Genomic DNA, 18,791 nt, shown 5'->3' with positions numbered 1-18,791 from the left:
GGCCGTCCACACCACCGCGCGAACCCAACCGCGGTGCAGCGTCAGCACCACGCGGGACAGAACGCGGCGCAGCACCTGCACCACGCAGAGCGGACTTCGGCGCAGCCTTGGCACCACGCGAGGCAGAACGCGGCGCAGCCTCGGCGCTGGCCTTACTCACTGCCTTCGCGGCACGCCCGGTCGACCGCGCCGGGCTTGCGGACTTCGCACGAGCGGAATCGGATCCCGCTCCTGCCGCGGACCCACGACGGGACGCCCGTCCGGAATCCCTGACCGCTGACTCGTCGTCGACCACCGAGCGTGCACCACGCCGACCACCGTCGACCGCAGGCGTGGACGACTTGCGCGGAGCTGAGACGGCCCGCGGCACACGAACAGGCGCGTCGACGGATTTCTGAGCGGGGGCGCCACTCCGCCGACTACCAGCCGGCGCGCTCTTCGCAGAACCCACATCGGCAGAGGCGGAGGCAGAGACCGCACCCCGCGAACGACGCGACGAACTCGCGGGCACAGCCGCCGACGAGGACGCGCGGCGGCCACGGCCGGGCGGCGACGCGGCAGGTGGATCATCCGTAGACGGCGGGGAAGAGGTCTCAAACCCAGGTGCTGGTCCCCGCCGGCCCATCTAACCCCTCCGCGTTCTCCCGCGCCCACCGCCGTCCGGAGCGGACCGTCGGCGACCCCGGTCCGCCGACCGGGGGTGTACCGGCTCGACTACGCGCTCGCGGACGATTTCCACGACGGTCGTCGGCGGGTCGACCAGGCCGACCCCGCACAGCCGGACGACCGGCGTGGAACCACCCAGTCGACCGATCGCCGTCTGGTGTTCCGCGATCTCGTCGGAGGCCGACGCGCCCTTGAGGGCGAGCAGCCGTCCGCCGGGTGCGGTGAGGGGGAGACACCAGCCGGCGAGCCTGTCGAGCGGCGCGACCGCCCGAGCGGTGACCACGTCGGCGGGGACAACCGCGTCCCGTGCCTCCTCGGCTCGGCCACGGACGACTGTCACGGTGTCGTCCAGGCCGAGCGAAGTCACCACTTCCGCCAGGAAAGCGGTCCGTCGTGCCAGTGGCTCGACCAAGACCATGGAAAGGTCCGGCCGCGCCACCGCAAGCACGATACCGGGCAAACCCGCCCCAGACCCCACGTCAACCACCGAAGCGCCGGACGGGATCAATTCGGTCATCGTGGCGCAGTTGAGCAGGTGGCGGTCCCAGATGCGGGGGGCCTCGCGCGGGCCGATCAGGCCACGTACCACTCCGTCGGTCACCAGCAGCTCCGCGAAGCGCACCGCGAGGGGGAGACGGTCACCGAAGAGCGTGAGAGCGGCGGGCGGCGGCGGGGGCAGCTCATGGAACGGCCCGGGCGGTGTACCGCCCGGGCCGAAAGACTCATCCACCATCAGGAAGTCGGGCGTACGACGATCCGGCGGTGCGGCTCGACGCCCTCGGACTCGCTCTCCACACCGGCGAGAGCGTTGACCACGTCGTGTACGCACTTGCGCTCGAACGCCGACATCGGCTCGAGGCGCACGGACTCGCCGTACTCCTTGACCTTCTCGACCGCGTTCTTGGCCACCGCGGCGAGCTCCTTGCGGCGGTTGGCGCGGTAGCCACCCACGTCGAGCAGCAGCCGGCTCGGCGAGCCAGTCTCGCGGAAGACCGCCAGGCGGGTCAGCTCCTGCAGCGCCTCCAGCGTGGCGCCGCGCTGGCCGACCAGCGGCTGGAGACGACCGCCGACGACCTCGACCATCGGGCGGCCGCCGGACACGAGCTCGTCGATGTCGCCGTCGTAGTCGAGGATGTCGAGCAGGCCCTCGACGTAGTCCGCGGCGATCTCGCTCTGCCGGAACAGGTCGCTGTCGCTCGTCTCCTTGGTCTCGGCGACAACCGAGCCAGCCTCGTCAGCTTCATCGGCTTCGTCAGCCTCGTCGGCTTCAGCGGGAGAGTCGGTGAGCTCCGCCTCGTCGGTCACGTCAGCCTCGTCCGCACGCTCAGCAGCCTCGTCGTTCTCCTCTTCGAGCGGCTTATCGGTGCGGGGGATGCTGGTCTCGGTCACGGTGTCATCTCCGTATGTCTGTCGCCGGACCACTGGGTCCGCTGGTCAGCCCGGGCGGATGAGCCAGTCACCGCGGCCGGGCACGTCTGTGTTCGCGAGGCGCGGCCGGTGGAGGAGTCACCGGCCGCAGCGCTCACTTGCGTTTCGCCGGCCGGCGTCCGCCGGCCTTCTTCGGGTTGACCGGTTTAGCGCCCGGCTTGGGCGCCAGCGCCTTCCCGTCGGCCGCGGGCTTGACCTCGGCAGGCGAAGTGCCGTTGGACTTGCCGTTTTGCCGGGACGCCGGCTTGCCGTTGGCCGCACCCTTGCCGACCGCCTTGGGGGTCGCGCCGGGCTGCGGGGCAGCGGCGGACTTGGCGGCGTCGGTGAGGCGGCTGAGCAGGCCACCGGACTTCGGCTGCGACTGGGTCTCGCGGGCCGCCGCGGCGGTGCGGGCCTTCTCGCCGGCTTCCGAGTAGCGGTTGACCGTGCTGGCCTTGCTGACCGGCGGTGGCGGGAACTTGCGCAGGACCCACTGCTGCTGGGCGAGCGTGAAGAGGTTGTTCGTGACCCAGTAGATGATCACGCCGATCGGGAAGATCGCACCGGAGATCAGCAGCGACGCCGGGATGCCGTAGAGCATGATCCGCTGGAGCATCCGCTGCTGCGGGTCCTCGGCCCAGCCGGTCTTGAGGATCATCTGGCGGCTGGTCAGGTAGGTCGTGGCGATCATGACCGCGACCAGGATGGCCGCGATGACCTTCACGGTGACGACGCTGGCGTCCAAGGCGGCGAGCTCGGTCGCGCTCGAGCCGAACCGGCCGGAGATGGGTGCGGTGAACAGGGTCGCGTGCGACGCGCTGTCGAACTGCGCGGCCGTCCAGCCGTACAGCTCCTTCGCCTGGTTGTTGGGGTTTACCCGTTTCAGGACGTGGAAGAGGCCCAGGAAGACCGGGATCTGCAGGAACATCGGAAGGCAGCCCATGAGCGGGTTGGCCTTCTCCGTCCGGTACAGCTCCATGATCTCTTTCTGGAGCGTTTCCCGGTCACCCTTGTGTTTCTCCTGCAGCTCCTTGACCTTGGGCTGCAGGGCCTGCATAGCGCGTTGCGACTTGATCTGTTTGACGAAGATCGGGAACAGGATGACGCGGACGGTGACGACCAGGAAGAAGATCGCCAGGATCCACGACCAGGTGGTGCCGAGCACCGCCTTGTCGGGCACGCCGATGGCGTCCCACACCCCGTGCCAGCGCAGCAGGATCCACGAAATGCCGTAGTAGATCCAGTCGAGACTGATGTGCACCAAGGGCTCCCGTCACTCGGCCAGGGGTTCCGCCGTGTTGGCGGGGCGACGACGACGCGGTTCCGGCACCGGATCGTAGCCACCGGGGTGGAAGGGGTGGCAGCGCAGCAGCCGCCAGATCGCCAGGCCGGTTCCACGGATCGCGCCATGCCGCGACACCGCCTCGAGGGCGTAGGCGCTACACGACGGATAGAACCGACAGCGAGCCGGCAGTGCCGGGCTTATCCAACGACGGTACGCGATGATGCAAAAAGCCAGTACGCGGGCGGGGATGCTGATGTTCTTGGGTGTCGAGTTGCTGATGGTTTCCTGAGAACTCATGACCGCTCCCGCCCGGATCGCCGCGGGCGGCGCCCGTCGCCCTGGGCCGGGTCGCGCGCCAGAGCGATCGCCTTGTCCAGATCGACACCCAGCCGCTGGTACGAGCGGTCGGCCGCCCTGGGCAGCGCGCGGACCACCAGCGTCGTGCCCGCCGGCAGAGTCTCCAGCCGCTCCCGGGCAAGGTGCCGCAACCGGCGCTTGACCTGGTTGCGGACGACGGCACCCCCGACTGCCTTGGACACGACGAAGCCGACGCGCGCCGGCGGTGTGGCGGTGGCCGCACCGGAGGCGGACGTCGGCTGGTCGAGATCGTGCGGGTGGGACTCGGGATGCTGCTGGGACTGCACAGTCGGCTGGGAGGGCAGCGTCAGGTGGACGACCACCGCACCGCGACCGGCGCTGCGGCCGGTGCGGACTGCGGTGGAGAACTCGGCGCGGCGCCGAAGTCGCTGCGCGGCGGCCAGCATCGCTGCCCTACTTCCATCCCGGTGCCGGACTGAGGTCAGGCCGACAGCTCCTTGCGGCCCTTCGACCGGCGGGCGGAGAGGATCGCGCGGCCGGCGCGGGTGCGCATGCGCAGCCGGAAGCCGTGGGTCTTGGCACGCCGGCGGTTGTTCGGCTGGAAGGTGCGCTTGCTCACGTCAGGCTCTCCGTCGTCGGGCGGCCCATGAGGAGACGGGCCGAGTCGTGTGGTGGTCGATGCGCCGAGACACAACGTCAATTTGCGAGCGCATCGAGCCGGCATGCGCGAGAGGCGTTCACACACCTACGCAGCAAACATCCGCCACCCTACCAGAGGGCGACGGAGCGGCCGCTCAAGCCTACGCACGGACGCAATGACCGTCAAACACCGGGAAACGCCACGTCCCCGCAGGCCGCGGCGGGTACGACGCGGCCGCCCCCTGCCCCCTTTTGCGTATACCGAGAAGGCAGTTCTGTGTACAACGGTTGTAGGGGTGTGGACAACGCTGTTAGCGTGCCGGGTTGCTGGTCGGCGATCTGGGGGGCTCACGACTGCCATACGGGGCAAAACCGGGCGAGGTGGTCAATCGTTCGGCACGGTGTAACCACACCGATGCCGGATCGGCTGAGACCCGGTCGTGCGTTCGGATGGGTAACGGCACCACGATCGGCCAGCACACAGGCTGTGGACAACTTGTGGACAGCGGTCAGGCCAGCCGCCCGTACGCGGGGGTTGTGCCAGGTCAAGGCGGGTTTGAATACGGCCCGCCAGTGGCCGAGCACATGAAGCGAGGGGGGTGGCAACGGGGTGTCCGAGACGATCGATCTCGCCGGCGTCTGGATGGCGGCGACGGACGAGCTCGCGGATGAGATCGTCTCCGCCCAGCAGCGTGCCTACCTCCGACTGACCCGGCTCCGGGCCATCGTCGAGGACACCGCGCTGCTCTCCGTGCCCGACGCCTTCACCCGCGACGTCATCGAGTCTCGGCTCCGCCCGGCGATCACCGAGGCGCTGTCCCGCCGAATGGGCCGCGCGATCCAGGTCGCGGTCACCGTCCGCCCGCCCGAGGACGGCCAGGGCCGCCCGGTCGGCACCGTCTATACCGGCGCACCGGAAAACCCCGGCGGTTACGCCGCCCCGCCGTTCCCGCCGCAACAGCGCAGCACGGCACCGGACGACACCTCGACCGACCGGCCGCATCTCGCGCCGGCACAGACGCTGAGCCAGCTCGACCTCCCGCAGCCCCAGAGCCCGGCCGCGCCGCCGGCACCCCGCCCGGCGCTCGCCGCTCAGCCGGCCCCGCAGCCCCCCACGCAGCGGCCGAGCTCGACACCGCAACCCGGCGGCGCCGACTCACGGCCCGAGGAGCAGGTGAGCGCGCTCAACGCGCCGACCGCCCTGCACAGCATCATCCAACCCAAGCCCAACCCGCCGCTGGACCCGATCGACCCGGCGCCGAGCAGCCCCGCCGCCCCGGCACCTCGCCCGGCGGGCACCGGCGCGGTCGGCACGGCCCGCCCGACCGTCCCGTCGGCGAACCCACAGCCGCGTGACGTCGACCGCGACCGGCAGGACGTGCTCTTCGCCACCCCGTACCCGCCGGCCCCGCCCTCGGCCACCCCTGGCTACCAGACGGGCGGCACGACCTACGGCACGCCGACGCCGTACTCCCCGCGTCCGCAGTCGCAGCCCCCGGACCGCCGCGACGGCCGCCCGGGCGGTGACAACCGCGGTGTCCATCCCTACGACGAGCCGCCGACCCAGCCGATGCGGCGGGACAGCGGTTCCGACAGCGGACCCGGTCGCTCCGGCGACCCGCGCCGCGACGACCGCCGCGGCGGTGCCGACGGCGGCGGGAACCGGCTGAACCCGAAGTACATGTTCGAGACGTTCGTCATCGGCTCGTCCAACCGGTTCGCGCACGCCGCGTCGGTCGCGGTCGCCGAGTCGCCGGCGAAGGCCTACAACCCGCTGTTCATCTACGGCAGCTCCGGGTTGGGCAAGACGCACCTGCTGCACGCGATCGGCCACTACGCCACGACGCTCGGCAACGCCCGCTCGGTGCGCTACGTCTCGACCGAAGAGTTCACCAACGACTTCATCAACTCGCTGCGGGACGACAAGACCAGTGCGTTCCAGCGCCGCTACCGCGACGTCGACATCCTGCTGATCGACGACATCCAGTTCCTGGAGAACCGCGAGCGTACGCAGGAAGAGTTCTTCCACACCTTCAATACCCTGCACAACGCGAACAAGCAGATCGTCATCACGTCCGACCGCTCACCGAAGCAGCTGGCCACATTGGAGGATCGGCTGCGTACCCGGTTCGAGTGGGGGCTGCTCGCCGACATCCAGCCGCCCGATCTGGAGACGCGCATCGCGATCCTCCAGAAGAAGGCCGCGCAGGAGCGGCTGTACGCGCCACCGGACGTGTTGGAGTTCATCGCGTCCCGAATCTCCAACTCGATCCGCGAGCTCGAGGGCGCGCTGATCCGGGTGACCGCGTTCGCGTCGCTGACCCGCTCCCCTGTGGAGCTCGCGATCGCCGAAGAGGTGCTCCGCGACTTCATCCCGGACGGCTCGGGCCCGGAGATCACCGCCGACCAGATCATGGTGGGCGCGGCCGACTACTTCGGAGTCTCGCTCGAAGACCTCCGCGGCCACTCCCGCTCGCGCGTGCTCGTCAACGCCCGCCAGGTGGCCATGTACCTCTGTCGTGAGTTGACCGACCTGTCTCTTCCCCGGATCGGGCAGGCGTTCGGCGGCCGCGACCACACCACGGTGATGCACGCGGACCGGAAGATTCGCCAGCAGATGGCCGAACGGCGCTCGCTGTACAACCAGATCGCCGAGCTGACGAACCGGATCAAGCAAAGCTCCTGATAGCACCCGGGTATTCACAACCCGGCCTCGCTCGATCCACAAAACCTGGCTCCGTCCACAGGCCGTCGTCTATCCACAGACCGGCACTGTTTTCCCCAGCTTGCCCACAGGCATACCCCCAGCGGTGTCCACACAACGAAAAATCGTTGCTGCCCGCGTTTCCAGTATTGTCCGGATTAGGTTGTTTACTAGGATTAGTCTGGATCATTCTGCGTCCCCAGGTTTCTGCACATGTAAGGAGCGGTTATCCCCCGAACACACAGGTGACTCGCGCCTATCCACAGTTCCCACATCGAATCCACAGCCGCTGTCCACTGTCGTGGACGGCGTCGTGGTCGTGCCCGTCGATATCCACACAGCCTGTGGATGAGGGCTGGGGACAGTGCTGTGGACGCGGGGCCGAGCATCCACAGCGGCGGCCGACTTGTGCGCACCGTGTTGAAGGTTCTGGGGAAAGCCCGAAGATGATCTCCAAGGCCTGGGGAGAAACCCTTGGGAAACCCGGTGGACAACCGGTGGACAACTTCGCGTCGCTGTGTGCGAAGACGAGCCTGTGGATCGGCGGGCGAGTTACCCGCAGGTTCCTCCACATGTTCGACACCGGTGGATAACGTGTCTGAGCTGCGAAAACTCGGGTTCTCCACAGTTCGCACAGGACCGATGAAGACGACTGTTTATCTCTTTAGAGAGAACAAAACCAATCATCACGTCTGGGGATTTGTGCATGGCCGTAGAACCTCGCCAGAAATCACCGGGGTCGGGCGCACGGCAGGCCGAGCCTCGCCTTAAGGTGCCTTGGGGCATCTTGTATCTGACCCGGCCCCGTCCTAGCCGACCCGGAGGCAACGCATGAAGTTCCGTGTGGAGCGCGACGCGCTCGCCGACGCTGTGGCATGGACGGCGAAGAGCCTGCCCAGTCGCCCGTCCGTCCCTGTGCTCGCCGGTGTGATGCTGCGTGTCTCTGACGGCAGCCTCGAGGTCTCCGGCTTCGACTACGAGGTCTCCAGCCAGGTGACCGTCGACATCCAGGGTGACGCCGACGGCGCCGCACTGGTCTCCGGCCGCCTGCTCGCCGAGATCACCAAGGCACTGCCCGGCAAGCCGGTCGACATCGCCGCTGTCGGTTCGCACCTCGAGCTCGTCTGCGGCAGCGCCCGGTTCACCCTGCCGACCATGCCGGTCGAGGACTACCCGAGCCTCCCGGCGATGCCCGCCAGCGCCGGCACGATCGACGCCGCGGCCTTCGCTACGGCGGTGGCCCAGGTCGCGATCGCCGCGGGCCGTGACGAGACGCTGCCGATGATGACCGGCGTGCGGCTCGAGCTCTCGGGCGGCAACATCGCCCTGCTCGCCACCGACCGCTACCGGTTGGCCATGCGCGAGCTGGAGTGGCGCCCAGAGGACCCCGAGATCAGCCTCAACGCCCTCGTGCCGGCCCGCACGCTCAACGACACCGCCAAGACCCTGGGTCCGCTCGGTGGCGACGTCACGATGTCGCTGGCGCACGGCGGCGCCGGTGAGGGCATGATCGGTTTCTCCGCCGGCACGCGGCGCACCACCAGCCGACTGCTCGACGGTGCCAACTACCCGCCGGTGCGCTCGCTCTTCCCCGCCAGCCACAACGCCGAGGCCCGGGTTTCCGTGCCGGCGCTGATCGAGGTCGTCCGGCGCGTCGCCCTGGTCGCTGAGCGCACCACCCCGGTGCTGCTCAGCTTCGGCCCCGACGGCCTGGTCGTCGAGGCCGGCGCCAGCGAAGAGGCGCGGGCGAGCGAGGCGATGGAGGCCACCTTCAGCGGCGAGCCGCTGACCATCGGCTTCAACCCGCAGTACCTGATCGACGGGCTGCAGAACCTACTCGCGCCGACGGCCCTCCTCTCCTTCGTCGACGCGTTCAAGCCTGCCGTGATCTCGCCCGCCGGCGACGACGGCGAGATCGTCTCCGGATATCGGTACCTGATCATGCCGATCCGGGTAACTCGCTGACCGGCGGGTACGGCACGAGCAAAGGGCACGTCAACGGGAGGGGAACCCGCTATGCAGCTGGGACTCATCGGCCTGGGCCGGATGGGCGGCAACATGCGCGAACGTCTGCGCGCCGCCGGCCACGAGGTCGTCGGATTCGACCATAAGCAAGAGATCTCCGACGCCACATCAACGGCCGACCTGGTCGCGAAGCTGTCCGCTCCGCGCGCCGTCTGGGTGATGGTGCCGGCCGGCGTCACCGAGGCCACGATCGACGAACTGGCCACCCATCTCAGCCCCGGCGACATCATCATCGACGGCGGCAACTCCCGGTTCAGCAGCGACGGCCCGCGGGCGGAGCGGCTCGACCCGCAGGGCATCGGCTACGTCGACGTCGGCGTCTCGGGCGGCATCTGGGGCAACCAGCTCGGCTACGCGCTGATGGCCGGCGGTTCCGACGAGCACATCGGGCGGCTCATGCCGATCTTCGAGGCGCTCAAGCCCGCCGGCGAGTTCGGCTTCGTGCACGCCGGGCCGGTCGGCGCCGGGCACTACGCCAAGATGGTCCACAACGGCATCGAGTACGGCCTGATGCACGCGTACGCCGAGGGCTACGAGCTGCTCGGCGCCTCGGAGCTGGTGACCAACGTGCCCGGCGTCATCAAGTCGTGGCGCGAGGGCACGGTCATCAAGTCCTGGCTGCTCGACCTGCTCGACCGGGCGCTCGACGAGGACCCGGCGCTGGAAGCGATCAAGGGCTACGCCGACGACACCGGCGAGGGTCGTTGGACGGTCGAAGAGGCGATCCGGCTCGCGGTGCCGATGCACGTCATCGCCGCGTCGCTGTTCGCCCGCTTCGAGTCGCGCGAAGACGACTCGCCCGCGATGAAGGCGGTGGCCGCACTGCGCAACCAGTTCGGTGGGCACCCCGTCCACAAGAGCTGACGGTGTACGTCCAGCGGCTCGAGCTGGTCGACTTCCGCTCGTACGAGGCGGTGGCGGTCGACCTGTCCGCTGGGACGAGTGTCTTGGTCGGCCCCAACGGGGTCGGCAAGACAAACCTGCTGGAAGCGTTGGGCTACGTGGCGACCCTGGACAGTCACCGGGTCGCCACGGACGCCCCGCTGGTGCGCGCCGGCGCCGCCGCGGCGGTGATCCGGTGCCTGGTCGTCCACGATGGACGCGAGCTGCTGGTCGAGCTGGAGATCGTGCCCGGCAAGGCCAACCGGGCGCGGCTGGGCCGGTCTCCGGTCCGCCGCGCCCGTGACGTGCTCGGCGCGCTGCGGATGGTGCTGTTCGCACCGGAGGACCTGGAGTTGGTCCGCGGCGATCCGGCTTTCCGCCGGGGTTATCTCGACGACCTGTTGGTCGCGCGCCAGCCCCGGTACGCCGGCGTGCGCGCCGACTACGACCGCGTGGTCAAGCAACGTAACGCGCTGTTGCGCACCGCCTACCTGTCCCGGAAGACCGGTGGCACCCGCGGCGGTGATCTGTCCACACTGGATGTCTGGGACACGCACCTGGCCCGGCACGGCGCGGAGTTGTTGGCCGGCCGGCTGGACCTGGTCAACGCGCTGGGGCCGTTCGTGGCCAAGGCGTACGACGCCGTCGCGGCCGGCCGGGGTGCGGCGGGCATCGCCTACCGGTCCGGCGTCGAGGTCGGTGCCGGGGATCGGGCCACGCTGGAGCAGGCGTTGCTGGAGGCGCTGGCCGCCGGACGTTCGTCCGAAGTGGATCGCGGCGTGACGCTGACCGGCCCGCACCGCGACGACCTGACGCTGACGCTGGGCACGCTGCCGGCCAAGGGCTACGCGAGCCACGGCGAGTCCTGGTCGTACGCGCTGGCGTTGCGGCTCGCCGCCTACGACCTGCTGCGGGCCGACGGCATCGAGCCGGTGCTGGCCCTCGACGACGTGTTCGCCGAACTGGACGCGGGTCGGCGCGAACGACTGGCGGAGTTGGTCGGCGGCGCGAGCCAGCTCCTGGTGACCTGCGCGGTGCCGGACGACGTGCCGGCCGCGTTGCGCGGCGCCCGCTACGAGGTATCCGAGGGGACGATCCGCCGTGCCGACTGACCAGCCCGCCGGCGACCGCCCCCGCCGCGTGCCCGCCAGGCGCGGCGAGCCGAAGGCGACACCCGACCCCGGTACGCCGCCTGCGTCCGGCAAGGGAACGCCTGCGTCCGGCAAGGGAACGCCCGCGCCCGGCAAGGGAACGCCCGCGTCCGCCAAAGCAACGCCTGCGCCCGGCAAGGAAACGCCCGCGACGGCCGGCCACGGAACGCCGCCGTCGGCAGTCGATGCCGGTGCGAGCGGACCGGCGGACGGGCCGCGCGGACCGGAACTGGCACGGGCGGCGCTGGATGCCGCTCTGGCCAAGCGCGCCGCGACCGCGCCCCGGCGTCGATCCGCAGTCAGCGGTGACGGTGGCGGCCGGGGCAAGCGGCTCCGCGGCTATTCCGGCCCGGGCCCGGACCCACGCGACCCGCAACTGTTCGGCGCGGTGTTGGAGCGCCTGATGAAGGCCCGCGGCTGGCAGAAGCCGGCAGCGGAGGCGAAGGTCTTCGGCGCCTGGGAGAAAGTCGTCGGCCCGGACGTCGCCTCGCACTGCCGCCCGATCAAACTCGCCGACGGAGAGCTCACCGTCGAGGCCGAGTCGACAGCCTGGGCCACCCAACTCCGCCTGCTGGCCGCGTCGCTGCTCAAGCGGATCGCCGGCGAGGTGGGCCACAACGTCGTCAAGAAGCTGCACATCCACGGCCCGGCCGCGCCGTCGTGGAACAAGGGTCCCCGCCGGGTCCAGGGCCGCGGCCCCCGCGACACCTACGGCTGACCCGCCCCGACACCCGTTCGGGTTGTGTATCGCGGACCCGGCAGGGCAGGGCCCACGAAGTGGGGCCCTGACCGGTGCGCGCGGGAGCAAGCGGTCCGGACCACCGCGGACGCGCGTAAAGCGGTCAGTGTCTTTAGAAGCTCGTGAACCTGCCGGCGACGATGCGTCAGTAGTCGGCGTAGACGGCGAAGCCGCGGTCCGCGCAGCGGCGGTAGAAGCGGGACAGGACCGCGAGCTCGCTGCGGGCGAAGCTCCACTGCGGCGCGTCGCCCGACTCGTCGAGCAGTGCGTCCATCCGCCCGTCGAGCCAGCGCAGTTGCTGGTCGGCCAGCCGCCCGCCCGACAGCGCGGTGTGCAGCACGGCACCGACCGTGTCGAACGTGACAACCTCGCCGTGCGGTCGGTGACCCTCGACGAAGCGCTCCAACCCACCCGCGATCCAGGCGCACCCGTCCGGGTCGATCACCGGGTCTTCGTCTTCCGCCGCGGCCTCTGTGGCGTAGAGCACACCTTCGAGCCCGAGGAGGAGATCGACCAGCTCGGTGTAGGCCGTCGCGCGGACGGTGCCAGTCTTGGCGACGTGGCCCGCGAGGGCCGCGGTGGGCGCGGCGACGTCAGGCGCGTCCGCCAGGTCGGCGAAGTCCACGAACTCGGCCGGGGCGACCGGGTCGTAGAAGCGGCCGGTGCGCGGCCAGTGGACGGCGACGTTGTCCAGACCCATCGGGTCACCCTTCTCCGTTCCGCAAGATCTCGAAACCGGCGAGGCCCGAAACCGGCGAGGGGGTATCCCGCGGCGGGGGGCTTGCCCCGATCGGATCGCGCCGCAGAAACTACGGCACGGCTGCCCGTTCGCGCGACCCCCGAAGGGTCACCTTTGGAGTGGGGATCATGGCCCGGATTTCCGATTTGCCCGGACCATCGCTCCCTGCGGCAACACCGGCCACCGAAGCCAGCTCATGATCGACGGGGAAAAGGGGTCGACGGCGGGCTGGCACTCGCGCAAGGGGCATTCGTGTGGGGGGAGTCGCGGATACCGGGGTTCGAGCCGCTGTGGCGCTTCTAGCGCCGTTTTTGGGGTGCGCCGGATGGGTGTTCACGCTTCCGGCCCGGTAACATTGGTGGCAGACGAAGGACGACGCGCGGACGACCGAATCGGGTCCTCCCCGGCCCGGGGCCGCCCGCGTGTCTTGTCCAGCCGATCGTGACCGCGGGAAGGCGCGGCGAACGGTGCGCCCAGACCCCGGTCGCGCCGGTCGTCGGTGGCCGTCCCGCCATACCCGCGCACCGAGCGTCGCAGGACGCCGGGGCGGCGCGAGAAAGTGGCCAGAGTGGCAACGCAGAAAAAGCAGGAGTACGGCGCCGCATCGATCCAGGTGCTCGAGGGGCTCGAGGCCGTCCGCAAGCGCCCCGGTATGTACATCGGGTCGACCGGTGAACGTGGCCTGCATCACCTGGTCTGGGAGGTCGTCGACAACGCGGTCGACGAGGCCCTGGCCGGCTACTGCGACACGATCGACGTCGTGCTGCTCGCCGATGGTGGCGTGCGCGTCGTCGACAACGGCCGTGGTTTCCCCGTCGACCTCCACCCGACGCTGAAGAAGCCGGGTGTCGAGGTCGCGCTGACCGTCCTGCACGCCGGCGGCAAGTTCGACGGCAAGGCGTACGCGGTCTCCGGCGGCCTGCACGGCGTCGGCGTCTCCGTGGTCAACGCCCTGTCGACCCGGATGCAGGTGGTCATCCACAAGTCCGGGAACGTGTACCGGCAGAGCTACACCAACTCCAAGCCGGGGCCGCTGGAGAAGGGTGAGACCACCAACACGACCGGTTCCTCGGTCTCGTTCTGGCCCGACGAGAAGATCTTCGAGACGACCGAGTTCACCTTCGAGACGATCTACCGGCGTCTCCAGGAGTACGCGTTCCTGAACCGCGGGCTCACCATCCACTTCCGCGACGAGCGTGCGGGCAACGAGGAGGACGGCAAGCCGCGCGAGGTGACCTTCCTCTACAAGGGCGGCATCGCCGACTTCGTCCGGCACCTCAACAACTCCAAGTCGTCGATCCACAAGTCCGTGATCGAGTTCGGTGGTGAAGAGGAGGGCATGGCGGTCGAGATCGCCATGCAGTGGAACGAGTCGTACGGCGAGTCGGTCTACACCTTCGCCAACACGATCAACACCCACGAGGGCGGCACCCACGAAGAGGGCTTCCGCGCGGCGCTGACCGGTGTGGTCAACAAGTACGGCGCCGAGAAGAAGATCCTCAAGGGCGACGAGAAGCTCACCGGTGAGGACATCCGGGAAGGCCTCGCGGCGATCGTGTCGGTCAAGCTGGCCAACCCGCAGTTCGAGGGCCAGACCAAGACCAAGCTGGGCAACACCCCGGTGAAGAGCTTCGTGCAGCGGGTCTGCAACGAGTGGCTCAACGACTGGCTGGAGCGCAACCCCAGCGAGGCCAAGACGATCATCACGAAGGCGACCCAGGCCTCTCGCGCCCGGATCGCCGCGCAGCAGGCCCGCAAGCTGGCCCGCCGCAAGTCGCTGCTGGAGTCCGGCTCGATGCCGGGCAAGCTGGCCGACTGCCAGTCGACCGACCCGCGCGAGTCCGAGGTGTTCATCGTCGAGGGTGACTCGGCCGGTGGCTCGGCCAAGCAGGGCCGTGACCCGCGGGTGCAGGCGATCCTGCCGATCCGCGGCAAGATCCTCAACGTGGAGAAGGCCCGGATCGACCGGGTGCTGAAGAACAACGAGGTCCAGGCGCTGATCACGGCGCTGGGCACCGGCATCCACGACGACTTCGACCTGGAGAAGCTGCGCTACCACAAGGTGGTGCTGATGGCCGACGCCGACGTCGACGGCCAGCACATCCAGACGCTGCTGCTCACCCTGCTGTTCCGCTTCATGCGTCCGCTGGTCGAGCTCGGCCACGTCTACCTGGCGTCGCCGCCGCTCTACAAGATCAAGTGGAACAAGAAGGGCGACGACGCGCAGTACGCGTACTCGGACCGCGAGCGTGACGGGCTGATCCGGCTCCGCCAGGAGACCAAGCCCAACGCCAAGCCGGACGACATCCAGCGGTTCAAGGGTCTGGGCGAGATGAACTACCCGGAGCTGTGGGAGACCACGATGAACCCGGGCACCCGCACCCTGCGCCAGGTGACGCTCGACGACGCGGCGACCGCCGACGAGCTCTTCAGCGTGCTGATGGGCGAAGACGTCGAGGCCCGGCGCTCGTTCATCCAGCGCAACGCGAAAGACGTGCGGTTCCTCGACATCTGACGCAACCGTTCGGGGGTCGGCTCGCGTGTATGAGTCGGCCCCGGGACTGAGCGAGCGCTGAAGTTATCCACAGACAGGTCGGTTTCCACAGCCGTTATCCACAGGACAAAGACGGCATTTAGGGCGAAAAAGGATTAATTGTGACGGATATCCCCGAGGCCAACGAGCCGGATCTTGAGGCGGCGGCGGCCGCGGTAAGCAGTCGCGACCGCATCGAGCCGGTCGGGCTCGAGGTCGAGATGCAGCGCTCGTACCTCGACTACGCGATGAGCGTCATCGTCGGGCGTGCGCTTCCGGACGTCCGCGATGGTCTCAAGCCGGTTCACCGCAAGATCCTTTACGCGATGTACGACTCGGGCTACCGGCCCGACCGCGGCTACGTGAAGTGTTCCCGGGTCGTCGGCGACGTGATGGGTCAGTTCCACCCGCACGGCGACTCCGCGATCTACGACGCGCTGGTCCGGATGGCACAGACCTGGTCGCTGCGCTACCCGCTGGTCGACGGCAACGGCAACTTCGGCTCGCCGGGCAACGACCCGGCCGCCGCCATGCGGTACACCGAGTGCAAGCTCGACCCGCTGGCCATGGAGATGCTCCGGGACATCGACGAGGACACCGTCGACTTCCAGGACAACTACGACGGCCGGGCCAAGGAGCCCGTGATCCTGCCGTCGCGGATCCCCAACCTCCTGGTCAACGGCGCCGAGGGCATCGCGGTCGGCATGGCCACCAAGATCCCGCCGCACAACCTGCGGGAGGTCGCCGAGGCGGTCAAGTGGTGCCTCGACAACCCGGAGGAGGACGAGGCCACCACGCTCGAAGCGCTGCTGGGCATCGTCAAGGGTCCTGACTTCCCGACCTACGGCCTGATCGTCGGTCAGCAGGCGATCCAGGACGCCTACCGCACCGGTCGCGGCTCGATCCGGATGCGCGCGGTGGTCGAGGTCGAGGAAGACAAGAAGGGTCGCGCCTGCCTCGTCGTCAGCGAGCTGCCCTATCAGGTCAACCCCGACAACCTGGCCGAGCGGATCGCCGAACTGATCCGCGAGGGCAAGATCGGCGGCATCGCCGACATCCGGGACGAGTCCTCGGGCCGCACGGGCATGCGGATCGTGATCGTGCTGCGTCGCGACGCGGTCGCGAAGGTCGTGCTCAACAACCTGTACAAGCACACCCAGCTTCAGGAGACCTTCGGCGCCAACATGCTGGCGCTGGTCGACGGCGTGCCGCGCACGCTCAACCTGGCGCAGTTCATCCGCTACTACGTCGAGCACCAGATCGACGTCATCCAGCGCCGCACCGCTTATCGGCTGCGCAAGGCCGAGGAGCGCGCGCACATCCTGCGCGGTCTGGTCAAGGCGCTGGACGCCCTCGACGAGGTCATCGCCCTGATCCGGCGCTCGCCCACCGTCGAAGACGCCCGCGGCGGGCTGCGGACCCTGCTGGACATCGACGACATCCAGGCGACCGCGATCCTCGACATGCAGCTCCGCCGCCTCGCGGCCCTGGAGCGGCAGAAGATCATCGACGAGTTGGCGAAGATCGAGATCGACATCGCCGACCTGCGCGACATCCTCGCCAAGCCGGAGCGGCAGCGGAAGATCGTCGCCGACGAGCTCAGCGAGATCGTCGCCAAGTGGGGCGACGAGCGCCGCACCAAGATCATCCCGTTCGACGGCGAGGTCTCGATGGAAGACCTCATCGCCCGCGAGGACGTGGTCGTGACGATCACCCGCACCGGGTACGCGAAGCGCACCAAGGTCGACCTCTACCGCTCGCAGCGGCGGGGCGGCAAGGGTGTCAGCGGAGCGGGGTTGCGGCAGGACGACATCGTCAGCCACTTCTTCGTCTGCTCGACGCACGACTGGATCCTGTTCTTCACGAACAAGGGCCGGGTCTACCGCGCCAAGGCGTACGAGCTGCCGGAGGCGAGTCGCACCGCCCGCGGCCAGCACGTGGCCAACCTGCTGGCGTTCCAGCCGGACGAGCACATCGCACAGGTGATCGAGATCGCCAACTACGGTGTGGCGCCCTACCTGGTCCTGGCCACCCGCAACGGCCTGGTCAAGAAGACCAAGCTGGAGGAGTTCGACTCCAACCGCTCGGGCGGCATCATCGCGATCAACCTGCGCGACGAGGACGAGCTCGTTGGCGCCGCGCTCGCCGGCATCGGGGACGACCTGCTGCTGGTGTCCAAGATGGCGCAGGCGATCCGGTTCAACGCGACCGACGAGGCGCTGCGCCCGATGGGCCGGGCCACCTCCGGTGTCATCGGCATGCGGTTCACCGGCGAGGACGAACTGCTGGCCATGGAGGTTGTCCGGGACGGCATGGAGCATTTGGACGTGCTGGTGGCCACCAATGGTGGCTATGCGAAGCGCACGCCTATCTCTGAGTACCCGGTGCAGGGGCGCGGCGGAAAGGGCGTACTGACCGCTAAGCTCACCGAGCGTCGGGGCGGTCTCGTTGGAGCGGTGGTGATCAGTCCCGACGATGAGCTGTTTGCTATAACGAGCAATGGTGGTGTTATCCGGACTCCGGTGAAGCCTGTACGCCGAACGCGCGATCGGAACACAATGGGGGTCAAGCTCATGGACCTTCCGGACGGCGTAACCATCGTGGCCATCGCTCGCAATGCCGACGAGCCCGACGAACAGGACTAGTTGATGACGGAGACACAGGCGAAGTCGGGGACTGCGGGGGCCTCGACCACCCCGGCCGAAGGCGAGACCGCGGACAGCGGCTCGTCTGCGACCGGCCGTGCGGCAGTAGGCCGGGCGGTAGTCCCCGCCGACGCACCGTCGCCCAAGTTCACCCGTGCACCGGGCATGACACCGCCGCCGGAAACTCCCGGCGAGGGTGGCAACGCGCCCGACGGGAGTTCCGAGTCGTCCGGTGCCGCCAGCGCGGCAGCTTCCGGGTCCGGTCCGAAGCCGCCGGTCTCCGTCGGCACTTCGGTCGGCGGTGGCCTGTCGGGCGGCGGGTCCGTGCCTCCGACCATCACGCGTCCGGGTGCGTCGCGCCCGGGTGAGCGTCCCGGTGACGCCGGTTCGGGCCTTGGCTTTGGTGGTCTCGGTGGCGGCGCGCCTCAGGCCGCCGCTACCGCGACCCGGCCTGGTGCGGCCGGCGCGGCCGGTGCCGCTGGCGCTGCTCCCGCTTCCGCGGTGGGCGCTGCCCGGGTGACCGAGGCGGTCCGCACCGCGCGTTCGACGGTGGCCGGCGGGGCCGCGCGTGGCCCGCGGCGGGCCCGGCTCAACGTCAAGCGGATCGACCCGTGGTCGGTGTTCAAGTTCTCGTTCGCCGTGTCTCTGGTGCTCTTCATCGTGGTCATCGTCGCGACGTCGGTGCTCTACCTGGCACTCGACGCGATGGGCGTCTTCGAGAAGGTCAACACCAGCCTGGGCGACCTGATCAGCGCCAGCGGCGGCAGCGACGGCAGCACGTTCAAGATCACGGCCAAGGGCGTGATCGGCACGTCGGCCCTGATCGGCGTGGTCAACGTGGTGCTCTTCACCGCACTGGCCACCCTGGGCGCGTTCATCTACAACGTCTGCGCCGACCTGGTCGGCGGCGTCGAGCTCACGCTCGCCGAGCGCGACTAGGCCCTGTTCTACAGCGAGGAGGCGTGACGCTTCGGCGTCGCGCCTCCTTGTCGGTCACCCCCCAGCGCCGCGCCGGGTATCCAAGTTGGGGGAAGCCAGGGCGGTACGGTAACCTTGCC

Annotated in this window: 15 protein-coding genes; 8 read left to right on the top strand and 7 right to left on the bottom strand. The window is 69.3% G+C overall.

From position 1 onward, the window contains the following. Positions 1-625 precede the first annotated feature (625 nt). The 6 genes from rsmG to rpmH form a co-directional block, all read right to left on the bottom strand. Entirely contained in the window at positions 626-1,399 is a 774-nt protein-coding gene (gene rsmG, locus BLV39_RS00520; protein WP_090785967.1) for a 16S rRNA (guanine(527)-N(7))-methyltransferase RsmG, read from the bottom strand. Then, the gene (locus BLV39_RS00515; RefSeq protein WP_373315459.1) at positions 1,399-2,055 is read right to left on the bottom strand and encodes a Jag family protein; all 657 of its coding nucleotides are present in this window, start codon (positions 2,053-2,055) and stop codon (positions 1,399-1,401) included. The genes rsmG and BLV39_RS00515 overlap by 1 nt, the downstream gene beginning before the upstream one ends. A 133-nt stretch (positions 2,056-2,188) precedes the next feature. After that, positions 2,189-3,328, bottom strand: a complete 1,140-nt coding sequence (yidC, locus tag BLV39_RS00510; RefSeq protein WP_090790978.1) for a membrane protein insertase YidC — start codon at positions 3,326-3,328, stop codon at positions 2,189-2,191. Positions 3,329-3,346: 18 nt separating this feature from the next. Beyond that, positions 3,347-3,655: a membrane protein insertion efficiency factor YidD gene (gene yidD / locus BLV39_RS00505; protein WP_090785966.1), complete on the bottom strand. Its 309-nt coding sequence runs from the start codon at positions 3,653-3,655 to the stop codon at positions 3,347-3,349. Beyond that, positions 3,652-4,122 (bottom strand): ribonuclease P protein component, encoded by a 471-nt coding sequence (gene rnpA, locus BLV39_RS00500; protein ID WP_090785964.1) that lies wholly within the window; start codon positions 4,120-4,122, stop codon positions 3,652-3,654. Before rnpA ends, yidD begins: the two co-directional genes overlap by 4 nt. Positions 4,123-4,157: 35 nt before the next feature. Further along, positions 4,158-4,295, bottom strand: coding sequence for a 50S ribosomal protein L34 (rpmH, locus tag BLV39_RS00495; RefSeq protein WP_089255422.1), 138 nt, complete (start codon positions 4,293-4,295; stop codon positions 4,158-4,160). A 663-nt stretch (positions 4,296-4,958) separates the two neighbouring features. Here rpmH and dnaA point away from each other — a divergent pair. The 5 genes from dnaA to BLV39_RS43880 all read left to right on the top strand — a co-directional run bounded on the left by dnaA (position 4,959) and on the right by BLV39_RS43880 (position 11,795). Beyond that, a complete protein-coding gene (gene dnaA, locus BLV39_RS00490; RefSeq protein ID WP_239084146.1) occupies positions 4,959-7,001 on the top strand; it encodes a chromosomal replication initiator protein DnaA in 2,043 nt (680 codons plus the stop codon). 849 nt (positions 7,002-7,850) lie between these two features. Then, positions 7,851-8,984, top strand: coding sequence for a DNA polymerase III subunit beta (gene dnaN, locus BLV39_RS00485; protein ID WP_090785960.1), 1,134 nt, complete (start codon positions 7,851-7,853; stop codon positions 8,982-8,984). A gap of 51 nt (positions 8,985-9,035) precedes the next feature. After that, positions 9,036-9,908 carry a phosphogluconate dehydrogenase (NAD(+)-dependent, decarboxylating) gene (gene gnd / locus BLV39_RS00480; RefSeq protein WP_090785958.1) on the top strand — a complete coding sequence of 291 codons (873 nt, stop codon included), beginning with the start codon at positions 9,036-9,038 and terminating at the stop codon, positions 9,906-9,908. Positions 9,909-9,910: 2 nt separating this feature from the next. After that, positions 9,911-11,038, top strand: a complete 1,128-nt coding sequence (gene recF / locus BLV39_RS00475; RefSeq protein WP_090785956.1) for a DNA replication/repair protein RecF — start codon at positions 9,911-9,913, stop codon at positions 11,036-11,038. Beyond that, a complete protein-coding gene (locus BLV39_RS43880) occupies positions 11,028-11,795 on the top strand; it encodes a DciA family protein (protein WP_239084139.1) in 768 nt (255 codons plus the stop codon). The genes recF and BLV39_RS43880 overlap by 11 nt, the downstream gene beginning before the upstream one ends. Positions 11,796-11,961: 166 nt before the next feature. Here the strand turns inward: BLV39_RS43880 and BLV39_RS00465 are convergent, their stop codons facing one another. Beyond that, entirely contained in the window at positions 11,962-12,516 is a 555-nt protein-coding gene (locus BLV39_RS00465; protein WP_090785954.1) for a hypothetical protein, read from the bottom strand. Between the two features lie 607 nt (positions 12,517-13,123). Here BLV39_RS00465 and gyrB point away from each other — a divergent pair. From gyrB to BLV39_RS00450, 3 genes are all read left to right on the top strand, one after another. Next, positions 13,124-15,070, top strand: coding sequence for a DNA topoisomerase (ATP-hydrolyzing) subunit B (gene gyrB / locus BLV39_RS00460; RefSeq protein ID WP_090785952.1), 1,947 nt, complete (start codon positions 13,124-13,126; stop codon positions 15,068-15,070). Between the two features lie 140 nt (positions 15,071-15,210). Then, positions 15,211-17,733: a DNA gyrase subunit A gene (gene gyrA / locus BLV39_RS00455; RefSeq protein WP_090785951.1), complete on the top strand. Its 2,523-nt coding sequence runs from the start codon at positions 15,211-15,213 to the stop codon at positions 17,731-17,733. A 3-nt stretch (positions 17,734-17,736) separates the two neighbouring features. Next, positions 17,737-18,672 carry a DUF3566 domain-containing protein gene (locus tag BLV39_RS00450; RefSeq protein WP_090785949.1) on the top strand — a complete coding sequence of 312 codons (936 nt, stop codon included), beginning with the start codon at positions 17,737-17,739 and terminating at the stop codon, positions 18,670-18,672. Positions 18,673-18,791: the final 119 nt, after the last annotated feature.

Origin of the sequence: Asanoa ishikariensis (genome assembly GCF_900107455.1) — a bacterium.
GTDB classification, from domain to species: domain Bacteria; phylum Actinomycetota; class Actinomycetes; order Mycobacteriales; family Micromonosporaceae; genus Asanoa; species Asanoa ishikariensis.
Note: the sequence above shows the minus strand (reverse complement) of the source record. Positions and strands in the feature narration are given on the sequence as shown.